This window comes from Trichothermofontia sp. (genome assembly GCF_053493415.1).
The window spans coordinates 1-16,567 of record NZ_JBRCAD010000237.1 but is presented as its reverse complement, the minus strand read 5'-3'; the positions used below and the strand labels follow the sequence as shown (position 1 = coordinate 16,567).

The 16,567-nt window shown below is 54.1% G+C and carries 12 protein-coding genes; 5 read left to right on the top strand and 7 right to left on the bottom strand.

The window, feature by feature from the left end; translation table 11 throughout:
* Positions 1-417, top strand: a 417-nt coding sequence (locus ACWIUF_RS20760; protein ID WP_448574451.1) for a DMT family transporter, incomplete at its 5' end; no start/stop codon positions are given.
* A complete protein-coding gene (locus ACWIUF_RS20755) occupies positions 302-1,669 on the top strand; it encodes an ABC transporter permease (protein WP_448574450.1) in 1,368 nt (455 codons plus the stop codon). The genes ACWIUF_RS20760 and ACWIUF_RS20755, both read left to right, overlap by 116 nt.
* A 134-nt stretch (positions 1,670-1,803) precedes the next feature.
* On the opposite strand, the gene ACWIUF_RS20750 is transcribed toward ACWIUF_RS20755, so the two are convergent.
* Positions 1,804-2,985: an aldo/keto reductase gene (locus ACWIUF_RS20750; protein ID WP_448574448.1), complete on the bottom strand. Its 1,182-nt coding sequence runs from the start codon at positions 2,983-2,985 to the stop codon at positions 1,804-1,806.
* Positions 2,986-3,497: 512 nt separating this feature from the next.
* On the opposite strand from ACWIUF_RS20750, the gene ACWIUF_RS20745 reads away from it, so the two are divergent.
* From ACWIUF_RS20745 to ACWIUF_RS20735, 3 genes are all read left to right on the top strand, one after another.
* A complete protein-coding gene (locus tag ACWIUF_RS20745; protein ID WP_448574447.1) occupies positions 3,498-4,538 on the top strand; it encodes a DUF2325 domain-containing protein in 1,041 nt (346 codons plus the stop codon).
* Between the two features lie 349 nt (positions 4,539-4,887).
* Positions 4,888-5,691, top strand: a complete 804-nt coding sequence (egtC, locus tag ACWIUF_RS20740; RefSeq protein ID WP_448574446.1) for an ergothioneine biosynthesis protein EgtC — start codon at positions 4,888-4,890, stop codon at positions 5,689-5,691.
* Positions 5,669-6,976 carry an SUMF1/EgtB/PvdO family nonheme iron enzyme gene (locus tag ACWIUF_RS20735; protein WP_448574445.1) on the top strand — a complete coding sequence of 436 codons (1,308 nt, stop codon included), beginning with the start codon at positions 5,669-5,671 and terminating at the stop codon, positions 6,974-6,976. The genes egtC and ACWIUF_RS20735 overlap by 23 nt, the downstream gene beginning before the upstream one ends.
* A 320-nt stretch (positions 6,977-7,296) precedes the next feature.
* Here the strand turns inward: ACWIUF_RS20735 and rppB are convergent, their stop codons facing one another.
* The 6 genes from rppB to ACWIUF_RS20705 all read right to left on the bottom strand — a co-directional run bounded on the left by rppB (position 7,297) and on the right by ACWIUF_RS20705 (position 16,206).
* Positions 7,297-8,667: a two-component system sensor histidine kinase RppB gene (gene rppB, locus ACWIUF_RS20730; RefSeq protein ID WP_448574444.1), complete on the bottom strand. Its 1,371-nt coding sequence runs from the start codon at positions 8,665-8,667 to the stop codon at positions 7,297-7,299.
* Entirely contained in the window at positions 8,657-9,355 is a 699-nt protein-coding gene (rppA, locus tag ACWIUF_RS20725; RefSeq protein ID WP_448574443.1) for a two-component system response regulator RppA, read from the bottom strand. Before rppA ends, rppB begins: the two co-directional genes overlap by 11 nt.
* Positions 9,356-9,398: 43 nt before the next feature.
* Positions 9,399-9,890, bottom strand: coding sequence for a hypothetical protein (locus tag ACWIUF_RS20720; protein WP_448574442.1), 492 nt, complete (start codon positions 9,888-9,890; stop codon positions 9,399-9,401).
* 307 nt (positions 9,891-10,197) lie between these two features.
* Positions 10,198-13,353, bottom strand: coding sequence for an efflux RND transporter permease subunit (locus ACWIUF_RS20715; RefSeq protein WP_448574441.1), 3,156 nt, complete (start codon positions 13,351-13,353; stop codon positions 10,198-10,200).
* Positions 13,354-13,452: 99 nt separating this feature from the next.
* A complete protein-coding gene (locus ACWIUF_RS20710; RefSeq protein WP_448574440.1) occupies positions 13,453-15,135 on the bottom strand; it encodes an efflux RND transporter periplasmic adaptor subunit in 1,683 nt (560 codons plus the stop codon).
* Positions 15,136-15,510: 375 nt separating this feature from the next.
* Positions 15,511-16,206, bottom strand: coding sequence for a response regulator transcription factor (locus tag ACWIUF_RS20705; protein WP_448574439.1), 696 nt, complete (start codon positions 16,204-16,206; stop codon positions 15,511-15,513).
* Positions 16,207-16,567 lie beyond the last annotated feature (361 nt).

Genomic DNA, 16,567 nt, shown 5'->3' with positions numbered 1-16,567 from the left:
GTTATGGGGCTAACCGGCTTGGCGTTTTTACTCGGCCAGCCGACGGCTTTGATAGGGTTGTCGCCGAAAAATATCGTGATTTTGGTCATTTCGGCTGTCACAGCGATTGCGATAGCCCACGTCCTGTTTTATGCCGCCATCCACCGCATCGGGGCGACCATCCCGTCGATGATTAATCTCTTAACGCCGTTTTGCGTCCTGTTACTGTCGCGTGTGGTTTTTGGGGAACATCTGACCGGAGGTCAGTGGTTTTTCGGACTTTTATTGATTTCCGGCATCGCACTGGCTGGAGTGGTTGCTGGTGTTACCCCTGGCGGCCCCGGCCTATTTGTTGGCCTATACCTATACGGATTTGCTCGATTTTGCGGGACCGGTGCAAACGACCCTGCGCCACTGGACTGGCTGGAGCTATGGTGACTACTGGTTTCCCAATATCCGCTCCCTAGGGGGGGCGATCGCGCTGCTGACCCTGGTGCTGTATCCCTATGTTTATCTACCGGCACGGGTGGCGTTCTTAGAACAATCCCTCACGACGATTGAAGCCAGTCGTACCCTGGGCTGTGGGCCGTGGCAAAGCTTTTGGCAAGTGGCCTTACCCTTGGCCCGTCCCGCGATCGCCGCTGGTACCGCCCTCGCCCTCATGGAAACCCTGAATGACTTTGGTACGGTGCAATATTTTGGCGTGGATACTTTTACCACGGGGATCTACCGGACCTGGTTTGGCCTGGGGGAACGGGTGGCGGCAACCCAATTGGCGGCGTTTCTCATGTTATTTATCCTGGGCCTGATCGTCTGGGAACAGCAATCCCGACGGCGAGGCCGGTTTTACCAGAAGGGGGGGCTGGCCCCGACGGTCCCCCCCTATCACTTGCAGGGCTGGCGGGCCGTGGCGGCGATCGGTTTCTGTGGGTTACCGGTGCTGTTGGGGTTCCTGCTGCCAGCGGCGGTCTTGTTCCAGATGGCGCTAGGGGATTTGGGGGCATTGGGGCGTAGCCGCTTTTGGGCCTTTGCCCGTAATAGCCTGATCCTGGCGATCATAACAGCCTGCTTAGCGGTGATCCTAGCCCTGATTCTGGCCTATGGGCGACGGTTGGTGGGGGGTGCCTTGATGCAGTTGGCCGTATCCGTGGCGGCGATGGGCTATGCTGTTCCGGGTTCCGTGATTGCCGTGGGCATTTTGGTCCCCCTGGGACGGTTGGATAATGCGATCGCGGCAGGGCTGCAATCGCTGCTGGGGCTTTCCACCGGATTACTCCTGAGCGGGACGATCGCGGCGCTGGTCTTTGCCTATTTGGTGCGCTTTTTGGCCGTTTCCCTGCACACGATCGAGGCGAGCCTGACCAAAATTAAACCCAACCTGGACGATGCCGCCCGCTCCCTGGGCTACCCGCCGCTCCGAACCTTGCTCCAGGTCCATTTGCCCCTCCTGCGCGGGGGGCTGCTGACGGCGGCCTTACTGGTCTTTGTCGATGTCATGAAGGAACTGCCCGCCACCCTCATTATTCGCCCCTTCAACTTCGACACCCTGGCCGTCCGCGTCTATAACCTGGCCTCCGATGAGCGCCTTGCCGAGGCAGCGGCCCCGGCCCTGGCCATTATCCTGGTGGGACTACTCCCCGTAATTATACTGAGCTGGCAAATTGCTCGTCGCTGTCATACGGAGATTTAGTCAAATAATCTTGACTTTTGCCCCTGTCTAGGGAGGCGGCACGGGGGATTTATTATGCTTTCATGACTTAGGCCGTATTCTGCCAGCGGTTGGGATGGACAGACCGCTAGGCCGTGGGGGTTGGGTGGGCTGGCTCAGGACTGGGATAGGCGCTGGACAGCCGCCCCCCCTAACCGAGCATGGGCATCGGCTAATAGGGCTGGAATTTTGTCCGCATGGGGGCTATGAATGAGGCACGATCGCAAGTCGAATTCCTGCACTCGCTCGGCTCGGTTACCAGGGAACCAATGGCCACCATTACCGAGGAGGTTATAGCGCATTTGGCCATAGGCTTGCATATCGTAGGCGATCGCTAAATTGCGTAGCCAAAGAATAGTGGGGATATTAATACCTCCAGGGGTCTTTTCATGGCTGGGTAAACCGATATGCCAGGTGCGATACCACCCTTCGCCTAAGCGTTCGATCGCGGCAGTTTCTAAGCGGTGCAAAATGGGTTGTAAGTATTCATCAGCCCGATCTAACCAGGGAAGAACCTGTAAATGTTCATCAAAATCCTCAGGGCGAGCTGCGCCAATACTTAAGGTATGAACCTGGGGATGGTTCAGGCAGAATAAGTCATTAAACTGCATGGGTGTCAGGGGGGCACACAGATCCTGTAGACGTTGAGGTGGGTCATAAAGCTTACCCCCCTTATCCGCAGGGCTAATAATAAACACCCCCATATCCTGGGCTTGGGCGGCCACGATCGCGGGCCAGTTATTTTGATAAATGTAGTACCAGTGCAAATTAACATAGTCAAACTCCCCCGTGGCGATCGTCCGCACAATTAAATCCGTGGGGCCGTGGGTAGAAAAGCCTAAAAACCGTACACGACCTTCCTTCTGTAGTTGTCTTCCTACAGCCAGACAGCCGCCCGGTCGAAGCACGTCATTGAGGATTTCCGGGGTATTGATCCCATGAAAGCCAAGGAGATCAACATAGTCCAGGTTTAAATTGGCGAGTGACTGTTCAACGGTCTGGCGAAATTCCTGGGCCGTGGGTTTGGGCGAAACCTTCGTCTGGACAATTAACTTCTCCCGTGGGAAAGTGGGCAGAATTTGGCCGAGTTGTAGTTCAGAAGTGCCATAGCCCCGTGCGGTTTCAATATGGTTAATCCCCAGGGCCAGCGCTCGGGTAATGGTGGCTTCTAAATTCAATTGATTGGCGATCGGGATTTGCGATTTTGGGATATCTTGCCACTTAAACTGATAACGCATCCCCCCACAGGACAAGATCGGCATGGGTAACCCAGTGCGGCCAAAGCGTCGGTACAGCATAAAAAAATTCCAGTGAAGCTAAAGGGTCAGACAGGCGATCGCGAATGACTCAAGATCCGCCTGATCTAAGTTTAATGAGGTCTTCCCCAGAACCCTTGCTTTCCTGGCCCTGCTGTAGACTGGCGTAGGATAGTTTGGGTCGCCATGCGTCAGCATCAAGCGCTACCCTAAAGATAGGGTGATCGGTCTTTATCTATATGCTTACTAGCCAAGCTAGGTCCGTGGGGGGGAATTCCCCGCATAGGTGTTTCCCCTCCCCTTGCGACTTACCCCGTTGAAGCGATCGCTATATACTAAAACTCAACCGCAACTCAGCCACCGAGGCTGGTGCGAGGCAGGGTAATAGATACGATCCTCCATGCGTTAGGGTTCCCCTGTCCCTTTTCAAGCAAATATCCGTATTTACCCGGATACTGAGAAGTTTGGCTAGGGATACTGACCTGTCAGACTATAAAGCTAAGGGTACACTACGGATACTGACTCTCCCGTCCAAAATTCGAGTATGACGTTTTATGGATATTACAGAATTGGATAATTTAGAAAGCTCGGTCCAGGATCTGCTCTCTGCTGCCGAAGCGGAACTGCAAGAACAGCGTCTGCAACAACAGCGGGATGCCTATGTCCAAAAAGCAACGGAAGAAATTCAACAGCGACTTAACCCACTCCTGTCAAAAATTGAGACGATGTTGGCTCGCTACCAGGAGGAAGGCTGCCCCGATACACCAATGCGCCAAAAGCTAGAGTCCCAAGCGGCGGATCTCCGGCGACAGTTAGAAGAAGCGCCGATCCTGGCAGCGGAAGTTGCCGATCGCCAACTGCTCCTGAGCGAAGAACGCTTGCTGGAAGGACGCGAAGTAGAGCAAGTTAGCCGCTGGCAGAAGAGTTTGCGCGAGGATTTGCTGGAAATGATTGCCGAGCAGACCGACTTTTATAGCGCTACGGATGCGGCGATTGCCGTTAAGGGATACGTCCAGGATTTGAAAGCGATCGGGGCGCTAGAGGAAGTGGTTGAGGCCCTCATGGATCAAATCAACTCCCACAGTGAAGAAGGACCCGTGGCCAAACTCCGGGGCAGCCATGAGCAAACCCTGAATTTTATCTACAACAAAGCCTTGGAAAATCGCTCCCGGGTGGAGCGTCCACCCAATGTCCAGCCGCGTGTTCGCCACCGACCGTCGGAAAACCCCCCCAATCCCTACGATGTCCTGGAAGGCAAGGTGGTGATTTTTGGGGGGCACGATCGCCTCGCTACTGCCGTACGCAATCGCCTACGGTCCTCCAACGTAGACCTTCTCTGGTGCACGGCCCAAGATGGCCTGCAAATGGCTGAACAGCTAGAAAACCATATTGCCTCTGCGGATCTGGTGTTGGTGGTGACCGGGTATGCCAGCCATGCCCTGACGGAAAAGGCTATGCAGGCTGCCCAACGGGCTAGTATCACGCCGGAAATGATTAACACGACGGGGATGATCCGGGTGTTAAACGCGATCGAAGTGGGTCTCAAGACCAAACAACTTGCCCGGTATATGAACCAATACTCAAAACCCGCCTGAGCGTAGGGCAATAGGCGAAAAAACAGGAAAGCAAAAGGGCCAGGATACAACCGTTCCCTTGCCGAAGTACGGTTAAGCCTTGTGAACAAAGGGCTTAAGCCCCTTGGTTTTGCATGACCCGCTTCCCGGATGATGCCTATCCGTCGTGGCTCCGTATTAACAGAGGGTATTCCCGTATTTCTACGATCCGTACTGCCGTAAGGACCTTGTGGTACCGGGCCGATCGTAGGACCGAGCGCGGTATCTGAATCGGGAAGACTATCGGAATTGGGGACGGCATCCAGCTCGGACACGGTTTCCCGATGATGCGCATGGGCGATGATGGCGATGGCGTTGTTGGGTTTAGTTTATGTGTCGCCTGTTAGGGTATTTGGGTCCCCCGGTCAGTTTGGATGCGTTGCTGTATCAACCAGAGCATTCGTTGGTGGTGCAAAGCTATCAGCCTTTGGAACTGAAGGTGGCCCTGTTGAATGCGGACGGGTTTGGGATTGGGTGGTACCATCCCCAGCGTCAGACGGAACCCTACACCTACCGGAACACCCTGCCAATCTGGAATGATGTCAATCTGCCCGCCCTAAGCCGCTATATTGAGTCGGGTTGTGTGGTGGCGAATGTGCGCAGTGCTACGCCAGGGCAAGCGGTCGATTTGAGCAACTGTCACCCCTTCCAGCACCAACAGTTTTTGTTTTCCCACAATGGGTTTATCGAGAATTTTCGGACCCGGTTGTACCGGCCCCTGCGCGATCGGCTGTGTGATACGGCTTACCAGGCCATCCAGGGCAGTACCGACTCGGAACACCTGTTTGGCTCGTTCCTGCATGAATGGCTGAGCCAACCAGGGATCAGTCTAACGGCGGCTCTGCACCACGCCTTGACCCAGGTAGCGGAACTGGCCACCCACTACCAGGTGGCTTTTCACGCCAATGTGATTTTAAGTGATGGTCAAACCCTGGTGGCGACTCGGTTTAGCAATCGTCCCCCAGCCCCGTCGCTCTATTGGTTACGGCCCGATGCCCAGCCGTCCTCTGCCCGCTTTCCTGGGGCGATCGTGGTTGCCTCGGAGCCGCTGTTTATGGGAGATTGGGTACCGTTTGCCGAGAATAGCCTTTTAACTGCGGGAGCCGATCAGCATGTCCACCTTATTCCCCTCTGACGGCCAGGTTGCGCGGGCATCTCTTGCCGCGTCTACGCCTTTCCCCATACCAGCGGCCAATCCTGATCGGTTCCTAGTGGTGTGGACGGAGTGGCAGGCTTGTCGGCAAATGACCTTAGCGGTTCTGGCGACGATCGCGCCCGCGAAGCTGAATTGCCAAGCCCATCCCGACTTCAGCCCGATCGGTTGGCATATCGGTCATATTGCCTATACGGAGGCGCTGTGGATTCTCCAGCGATGTGCGGGGCAGCCGCCCCTGCACCCGGAATACGACACCCTGTTCGCGGCGGATGGTCTCCCCAAGTCGGAACGGGTGCATTTGCCCGATCGGGCGACCCTCTTTGCCTATTTGACCCAGGTGCGAAACCAGGTTTGGGACTATGGCCAAACGGCCCCCATTGCTCAACAGGAAAGGCTGTGGCGGTTTCTGCTCCAACACGAAAGCCAGCACGTTGAAACCCTGACCTATGTTCACCAACTGCTGCGCCTCCCAGCCCCCCTAGCCGCTGCTCCCACGAGTTTGCCCAGACCATTGCCCGATCGCAGCAGTGAGATGGTTGAGATCCCTGCTGGTCCTTTCCGTATGGGGAATCAGGGGGTCATGGCCCTCGATAATGAGCAGGCGTGTCATACCGTCACCTTACCCACCTATTGGATCGATCGCTATCCCGTCACGTGGGGGGAATACCAACAGTTTATGGATGCGGGCGGCTATGACGATCGCCGTTGGTGGTCTGAGGCGGGTTGGCAGTGGCTGCAACAGACAGGCGTGCGCGAGCCATTGTATCGTTCAGCGGCAGCCGATTGGTTAGATCATCCCGTGTGTGGGGTGAGTGGGTATGAGGCAGATGCCTATGCCCGTTTTGTAGGAAAGCGGTTGCCCACGGAGGCAGAATGGGAGAAGGCGGCCAGTTGGGACCCGATCGCCGATCGTGCCCGCTCCTATCCCTGGGGGGAGGCCAGCCCCACCGCCAGCCATTGTAACTACGGACATCAGGTAGGAGGCACCACACCCGTTCATCAATATCCCGCTGGACAAAGTGCCTACGGGTGTTATGACCTGCTGGGGAATGTGTGGGAATGGACGGCGACCTGGTTTGCACCCTATCCCCATTTCCAGCCCTATCCCTATGTGGGCTATTCCCAACCCTACTTTGATCAGGCCCATCGGGTCATACGGGGTGGCAGTTGGGCGACCTATCCGTGGGTGCTACGCAACCCGTTCCGGAATTGGTATCATCCCCACAGGCGTGAACTATTTGTGGGTTTCCGCTGTGCGTTATAAGTGCTTCGCTGTTGATGATCCCTTGGCCAGAGGAGATTCAGAATGGTAGGCGAATGCAGATATGATTGACAGTCTGGAGATTAAAAATTTTACGGCGTTTGAGGCATTAACGATCCAGTTTTCGCCAGGAATCAATGTAAGGAAGTGCTGTCATTTATGGAAGGAATGGCGAGTCTCTACGATCGCTATAACTTGACGTTTGATGAGATCGAATCACAGTCTCTTTCATGATGATGAAGATAATAGAATTTTGCTAAAGAGTATTGATAATTATTTGGATATTGATCCTAATCCAATGGATGAGAAATTTGAAGCATTCATTAATTAGGAAATTCACTGGTATTCATACAGGCTTTCAGGCTAGCTTTAGTGGGAAGTTTAATGGTAAAAATACTCCCTTTGCCCGGTTGACTGTCAATGAGAATGCTACCGTGGTGAGCCTGGACGATCGCTTGGGCGATCGCTAACCCCAGTCCTGCCCCGCCCGTATCGCGCGAGCGATCGCAGTGGACACGATAAAAGCGATCAAAGACTCGTGTTTGTTCGTTCAGGGGAATACCAATGCCAGTGTCTTGGACCTGAATTAGGGCATAGGGCATCTCTTGTTTGAGGTGAATCGTTATCTGACCACCGGCGGGGGTATACTGAATCGCATTGGTAATCAGATTCGCTACCAAGCGATATAATTGCGCTTCACTACCCCATATAATCACAGCGCGATCAGTCTGAATATTGGCCGTGAGTGAAAGATTCGCCGCGATCGCGAGGGCCGTAAACTCTTCAACTAAATCACTCACCAAATCATTGAGATTACAGGGTTGTAAACGGGGAGGTTGTCCCTGTAAATCCATCCGGGAAAGTAACAGTAAGTCATTAACCAATTGAGCAAGCCGTGTACTTTGGCGTTCCACCGTCCGGAGGGTTTCCCAGGCGTCCGCTGCCGTGGCCTCTGGATTCAGGGTGGCCTCCAAATTGGCGCGAATTGCCGCAAGGGGGGTACGCAGTTCATGGGCCGCATCGGCAGTGAACTGTTGGATCTGGCGGTAGGCGCGATAGACAGGTTGCATGGCTTGTCCCGCTAACCACCAACTGGCTCCGAGCACCAATAGCCAAGCCGTGGGTAAACCGATCGCCAAACTCCACTTCACCCCCACCATGTGGTCATCCACATCCGAGAGCGATCGCCCCACCTGCATATAGCCCCAGGGGACATGATTTCTCGTTTTCAACCGGAGAGAAAATTGTCGGTAACGGGTGCCACTGTCTGCGGCTAGGGTTTGCCAATGTTCTTCAGTAATCTGGATGGGCAAGTCCGTAGGTACCCGCCCTGCACTCGCCAACAATTGTCCTGAGAGACTAAGGAAGCGAATGTAATAGCCCTCCTCCTGAAAGATGCCCAAATAATGTAAAGCCTGCGATTGATCACGACAGTCGCTGCTACCCACACATAAATTGGGAATCAGTTTCAGTACAATCGGCTCTAACTGCCCTGGCTGTTGCAACACAGCCTCCAAACTATCGTGAAAAGTACCGGCTACTGATTCAATTCGATGATGAAATTCCGATAAATGATTGTGGAGGATAACTTCATAAAAACCAACGGCGAAGACCGTGAGAATCACGCCCATTGTTCCCGCATAAAGGCCCGCCAAGCGTAGGCGCGTCGTCTGAAAAATCGGATTATATTTCATGACTACTGAGTTTATAGCCTAAGCCATATACGGTCTCGATCAGATGCTCATAGCCATAATCTGCTAGCTTGCGTCGCAACAGGCGAATTTGGGCCGCAACCACATTACTACTGAAATCTGCTTCTAGTTGCCAAATGCGACTGATAATCTGATCGCGGGACAGAATTTGATTAGGATGTTGCATAAAATATTCGAGTAATTGAAACTCCTTGGCGGTGAGGGGAATGATCCAGTGAGGGCCGCTGGGTGGGGTAATTGCCACCGTTGACGTGCCATAGTCAAGGCGTAATTGGCCAACCTGTAGCTGGGGAGGCTGGATATGGGGCGATCGCCGTTGTAGGGCGCGTAGCCGTGCCAGTAATTCGGCCATGCCAAAGGGTTTAATTAAGTAATCATCAGCACCGGCATCTAGTCCGATTACCCGATCTTCGAGGCGATCGCGGGCGGTCAAGAGCAACACAGGCAAAGGATGCTGCTGGGCACGCAGGCGTTGGCAGAGTTCAATTCCGGATAATCCGGGGAGGAGCCAATCAAAAATAGCCACCGTGTATTGTCCGGACGGATTCTCCAGATATTGCCAAGCCGTTGTGCCATCGGTTACCCAGTCAACCACATATTTTTCGCGTTTGAGCGATCGCTCTAGGGCTTTGCCTAGATCCAGTTCATCTTCTACCAGCAGAATCTTCATGGTCACTTGCGAATTCCTAGAATCGCTATCTCGCTAGGGCAAGCTATTTAATAAAATTAAAGCGTGCATTCACCTTTTCCCCTTGAATATCGGTCAAAATGACCACTTTATATTCCCCGGCCATCGTCTCTGGCAGCATGGCTTTATAGTGTTCACCAGGCGCATCATATTCAAAATCAATCCTTCTCTCCGACCCATCCGGTAACTGGATTTGGCCCGTCACGGTTGCCCCGGCTACGGGGGCATGGGTATCGCCTGTTTGTAGAAAGAGATCGATATGGGTGCCACTGGCTTCGGGGATGGCCACCAGTTCTAAGTGATAGGCACCCGTTTCCACAACTTGACCGCTATACTGGGAGGTTGAGTGGTCTGCCGCTGCTGGGGAACCTGTGGGTGGCGCTGCCACGGGGGATGCAGCGATCGGCGTTGGGGTGGTTGCGGCCTCAGGTACGGGACTGGCTGAAAGCGTCGTTGGCTCGCTATCACGGGTACAGCCCCCTAGGAATAACCCTAGACTGATTAAAAAGGTTGGCAATAAGCTTGGCGATAAGCTTGGCAATACTGAATGCAAGTTCATCATCGGTACCTTGATTAATGATGTGGAATCATAATGTGGGATCGGGTGCATTCCACTTTCGTAACCCTCACCCTAAATCCCTCTCCCAGAGGGGGAGAGGGACTTTGAATCTCGCTCCCCTTCGCCCATTTTGGGAGCAGGGGTTGGGGGATGAGGGCAAATTTGCAAATCTGGGATGCTCCCTGTGGGATCGGGGCAGTTGCACTGCTGCAACTGACAAAATTGTGTTGATTGGGAGCGAAGATGGGTATTTTACGATGCGCTCTCATGACTTTCCTCCCCAAGGTTGAATCGGTGTTGGTACAGGATGCGTATCCTGAAAACCATTGGTTGACATCAGGTTTGTGGCAGGTTTCGGCATTAGAGATTTGCCAAACAACGAATAGAGTGCCGGTAGGACCAGCAAGGTTAAAGCCGTCGAAGTAAATAGCCCACCCAGTACCACGATCGCCAAGGGTTGCAGAATTTCTTTGCCTGCGCCGGTCCCAATCACCAAGGGAAGCATTCCCAAGGCTGAGGTAAAGGCGGTCATTAAGATCGCCACGAGGCGTTCCATTGAACCTTCGGCAATCACCTGTTTCAGGGGCATTCCCTGGGCCAGTTTGGTATTGTAATTGTCTACGAGTAATAGGCCATTGCGGGTAGCAACCCCAAATAAGGTGATAAAACCCACCAGGGAGGCGACGGAAACAATGCCACCCCCCAGGGCGATCGAGAAAATCCCCCCAACCAGCGCCAGGGGCAGATTGATCATAATCATTAGCATTCCGGCAATCGATTTAACGGCAAAGTACATCAAAATAGCAATGATCGCGATCGCTAACCCACTAAAGATCAGTAAATTCTGGCTAGCCCGTTGTTCGGACTCAAATTGTCCACCGTACTGAATAAAATAACCCGCTGGTAATTGGACCGTTTTCTGAACCGTTGCCTGAATCTCCTCCACGACGGACCCTAAATCGCGTCCAGCCACGTTGGCCGAGACCACAATCAAGCGGGAGACATTTTCACGGTTAATCGTATTGGGTCCCGTGCCGTAATCAATCTGCGCAACTTGAGCGAGGGGAATTTTTTGACCCGTCGGGGTGTCAATTAAGAGGTTGCGAATCGTGTCTAGGTTGTTGCGTGAGGCCGCATCTAACCATACCAGGAGGTCAAATAACTGTTGTTGCTCCAATACCTCGGAAACCACCCGGCCATTCAGCGCAGTTTCAATCAGTGTTGACAGTTGTCCGACGGTTAAGCCATACCGGGCCGCTTCTGTGCGATCGAAATGGATTTGTACTTGCCGAATGGGAACTTGGGGTTCAAGTTGCAGATCGACTAAACCGTCAATGTCCCGAATGGCGGTTTCGATTTCGCTCCCGATGCTACGGAGTTGATCGAGATCCGGCCCGAAAATTTTAATCGCGATCGCGCTTCTCACCCCCGATAGCACCTCATCCATGCGATGGGTAATAAAACCGCCCACACTCGCCGCTACCCCTGGAATACGAGCAAACTCTTCTCGAATTTTCGCCAGGGATGCCTCGCGATCGCGTAAGCCCTCCGGACTCAATTCCACATCCAAATGGCCTAAATTCACCCCCCCCGCATCCGCATCACCGGGGGCACGACCAGCGCGAAGTTGCACCGTCGTAAACCGGGGATCATCCTTAAGGGCTGCTTGCATCGCTAGTCCGGTTTGATGGGTTGCCGCTAGGGAACTCCCTGGATAGAGCAGCATGGCGTTTACTAGGGATGGCTCTTGAAACTCTGGCAAAAACACCCGTCCCAAACTTGAAAAGACTAATAGAGCAGCGACCAACGATGCACCCGCTAACATCAAAATAATTCTGGCTCGCCGCATGGCTAAGGTCAGGAGCGGACGGTAGAGCCGCTGCGCCCAGGCGGTGATCCAGGTTTCCTCACTGGGCAGGGGCTGGTTCGCAAGCAGGATGGCACACAGCGCTGGTGAAAGGGTCATGGCCACCAAGGTTGAAGCACCGATCGACACTAAATAGGCAATCCCCATTGGTGCAAAAATTCGACCTTCGACACCTGTGAGGCTAAAAATCGGGGCAAAGATTACGGCAATAATCACCGTTGAGAAAATGACGCTAACCCGGACCTCAACCGAGGTATCGTAGACCACTTTGAAGGGATGTTCTGGCTTGGCAGCAACCTGATTTTTGCGCAGGCCCCGATAGGCATTTTCCATATCCACAATCGAATCATCGACCACGGACCCGATCGCGACAGCTAAGCCCCCCAGGGTCATGGCATTGATGCCCTGACCAAAGGCATTTAAGATGAGCATTCCAATCAAAATCGAGAGGGGAATCGCACTAAGGGTAATGACCGCCGTGCGCCAATTCATCAGGAACAGAAGCAAAATAATTGAAACGATAATAATGCCATCGCGCAATGCACTCAACACGTTGGTAACCGCCGCTTCAATGAAGTTTTCCTGGCGAAAGGTTTCGGTAACGGTCACATCGGCTGGTAGCGCTGCTTTAAGTTCCGCCATTGCCCGCTCGATCGCACGGGTTACCGTTGGCGTATCATTCATCGGTTGCTTATTGACCACGACAATCACCGCCGGTTGACCATTAAAACTGCCATCACCGCGTTTGAGGGCAGCCCCTATTTGTACTTGGGCAACATCCCGCAGGCGAATGGGCCGGCCATCGCGGGCGGTGACGACCGATTCCCCTAGTTGGTCGATCGAGGTCAAACGGCCAACGCCACGGATGATCAGTTCTTGATCCGGTGTTGTCAGGAAGCCCCCGGCGGCATTGACATTCGCTGCCGCTGCTGCTTCCGTAACGGCTTGTAAGGAGAGATTAAAAGCAGCGAGTTTATTGGGATCAACCAGGACTTGATATTGCCGAACATCGCCTCCATAGACCATCACTTGGGAAACACCAGGAATTGCCAGTAAGCGATTGGTGACACCGCGATCGACCAACCGCCGCACCTCCATCAGGGGTGTTTTTTCAGCAGTAAAGGCGTACATGACAACCGTACCAATGGGAGAAGATACGGGGGAAATTTGGGGTGTACCGACGCCCTCTGGTAACTTTTCCTGAATAGGCTGTAGCCGTTCCGCTACCAATTGTCTGGCACGATAGACATCCGTACCCCAATGGAAAATCACCCGCACTACGGAAATACTAACCGCCGAAGACGATCGCACAGTTTCAACCCCTGGTGTCCCATTCACGGCACTTTCGATCGGCAAGGTAATGAGGGCTTCCACTTCTTCCGGGGCTAAACCAGGTGCTTCAGTTTGAATTTCTACCTGGGGAGGTGCAAAACTTGGAAACACATCTAGGGGCATTTGGGTGAGGTTGTAAACCCCTAAAATGGTGACCAGGATGGCTCCAATAACGACTAACCAACGTTGAACGATCGACCATTTTAAAATTGCATTCAGCATGGCAAGTTAAGCCCTAAATCCCAATCGCCGCAAGGGCGGTAACACTAACTAAGGATCTGGGGAGATCCCCCAATAATTCGGCCAACCAGGCCCCGCAATTTATTCGTTTACCTCTGAGTGCCGAGGATCGGTTGGTTGGGGATTGGTGCCCAGGAGGGCCGGTTCGTAGCCCATTGCGCTCACCCCCGAATGGCCCTGGGGCTGCGTGCCCAGGGGGTCCCAGGACTGATGTGACTGATGTTGCGTTGCGACCTGTTGACGATACCGACGGGTGGACCAGAGGCTGCCGGCCACAAAAGTGCCAATGGCTAATGCGCCACTACCGGCCATCACCCCCCACCAAGGCCAAGTTCTGGCGGCTTCCCCAGCGGTCTCAACGGCGGTCGTTGTCGGGGAGGTATGGGTGTCTGATTCCCGGTTGCCCCGCAGGGATTGGGCATAGAGTTGATGTGCCCGTTGGGTCACGACTAAATCCCCTTCAAACAGACCATTTTTGACTTCGACTAAATCCCCCGCCGTTTGCCCCAGGCTCACTTCCACTGCTTGAAAGGTTTTGCCATTCTGGACAAAAACCAGGGGCTGACCATTGACTTCGACGATCGCAGTTTTGGGAATCACTAAAACCGGTGTCGGGGTGCGATCGGTGAGCACTTCGATCGTGGCAAACATACCGGGCTTGAGTGCGCCGTCAGGATTGTCGATCTCGGCTTGCACCGGCACAACCCGGCTATCCCCAGCGATAACGGCACCAATGGTCTTAATTTGTCCGGTAAAAATGCGATCGGGCAGGCTGGCAACCGTCACGCGAACCTGCTGCCCTGGGGCAACCTGTGCCAAATCTTTTTCATGAATGTTGGCCGTAGCCAGCACGGTGCGATCATCAACGATCGTCATCAGCACAGCCCCAGCATCCTCCGCTGCTTCCCCCAAGCTGACGGCGCGATCGGCAATCCGGCCTGCGATCGGGGCGGTGATGGTAATTGTGCCATCGGCATTGGCCGTTGCCCCCAGTTGGCGGAGACGGGTTTGGTAGGTATCAGTGCTGAGGGCTGTCCGCGATCGCGCGACCTGAAGTTCAGTTTGGGCACGTTCTAGTTCTGTTTTGGCGGCTAACACCGCTAACTGACTCTTGGCCTCGGTCACAGATTGTTGGGCACTGGCGAGACGCGCCTCCGATTCTAAAAAGACCCGCCGGGGGAGTGCTCCCTGGGTCATGAGTTCCTGATCGCGATCGTACTGTTCCTGGGCAACCCGCAATTCGGTCTCGGCGTGGGCGATCGTTCGTTGGGCAATCTGCTGCTGACGCGCATAGTGCTGTTGGGCAAGGCGCAGATTAGCTTGGGCCACCTGGACTTCCCCGCGACGTTCTGCCGAATTTTCCAACGCCGCCACCCGCAAGGCCGCCAGTTCCCCGCTGGTGATGACTGCCAAGGGTTGACCCGCGACGACCCTATCCCCCGGTTCAACCCAGAGTTTGATCACCCTGCCCCCAACTGGATTGGTCACGGCGACCCGGCGATTTGGTACCGCATCAATCTGCCCGGTGTTGTGCAGGCCAAAGGCCAAGGGTTGTCGTCGCACGGGTTCTACGGTTAACCCAATCCGAGCAGCGGTCACCGGGTCTACGGCGATCGCGTCCGCTGGTGGGGCGGCTTGACTCTGGTGAAACTCGTCCCCATGTCCAGCATGGGCGAACACGCCAGTTGGGGTTCCCAGCAGGAGCAGACTGAAGCCCGCGCCCAGGAGGTGATATCGGGTCCATCGGGTGGGGAGGTGCGGCATAGGACAGAACGGGATTGGCGATCGCTAAGGGTGGGACTCACTTACTTGTACGGACAAGGTGTTCCCAGAGCATGGCATAGCAATATCAAATGAGGATGAAATTTCACCCCTACAGTCGTTCTCTCTCTAATGAAGTACGGTCAAGCCTTGTCAACAAGGGGCTTAAGCCCCTTGTTTGTACCTTACCCAGTATGGAAGTGCCGTCTCCCGTTACGACTGAATTTCCAACCCAGAGCAGCCACCCGCTTGGACTTCTTGGGTTATGAAAATGTCAGAGACAGTTGAGGGAATGAGGACGAAATAATCAAACTGGAAGCTCCCCGTGGTGGCCTTATTGGTTCAGCCACAAATTCGTGTGATCGCAAGCGGCTCCCCCTACTTAGCTAGGCCATGTTCTAGAGCGAAACGAACTAACTCAGTCCGGCTATTGGTACCCGTTTTCCCAAACAGGCGACTGACGTATTTTTCAACATTACGGACACTGGTTTCCAGACGGCGAGCAATTTCCTTGTTCATCAGGCCTTCAGCAACCAGGTTTAATACACTTTGTTCGCGCGGTGTCAGGTCAATATCAACCGTATTCGCGGCTTGAACCACCACGCCTTGTTGGGTCAATAGGGCGCGAATTTCGGCAATTTGGCGGGCCATATCCGCAATCGTCGGCTCACCCTCGCCATCAGCCCCTAGGCCCATACTGGCCGTCCGCCGTTCCAGTAGATTTTCCACGATCGCCACCAATTCATCCGGGTCAAAGGGTTTAGACAGGTAGGCATCACAGCCACTCTGGTAACCCTGGATGCGATCCTTCGTCATCCCCATCGCCGTCAGGAAAACCACTGGTAGGTTTTTGAAGCGTGGGTCATCCCGCATTTGCTTAAGAAATTCGTAACCGTTCACCTGGGGCATCATGATGTCAGTGATCACCAGGTCTGGCAGATATTGAGACAGGATTTCCCAACCCTGGTGAGCATCACTGGCAACCCGCACGGTAAAGCCACTATCTTCCAAATATGCTTGCACCGCCTCCCGCAGCCCTGGTTCATCATCGACTAACAAAATCTTGCCTGACATACCGGTACCCTAATCCCTACGTGTTCACAGTAAATAATGATCGGGCGATCGCGCATCGTTTCTAGTTGTTTCTACCCTTAAATGTACGTGAATCCTACGACCTTTGACTATGGCCAGCGTCATCCCGGCAGCCACGATCGCGCGCCCCCCCGTACCGACATTTCCCTTGATTACCCCCCCATCGCTCAACAAAAAAGCTCCCCGGATGGGGAGCAGGGATTCAAACTATGAGCAACTCATATCGAGTTAAAGCTTGATGAGCCTGGATTAGCTGTTGATGCTAGGAGCCGTCAGCGCCACCGGAGCCAACTCAGCACTGGCCAAATCGAGGGGGAAGTTGTGAGCGTTACGCTCGTGCATC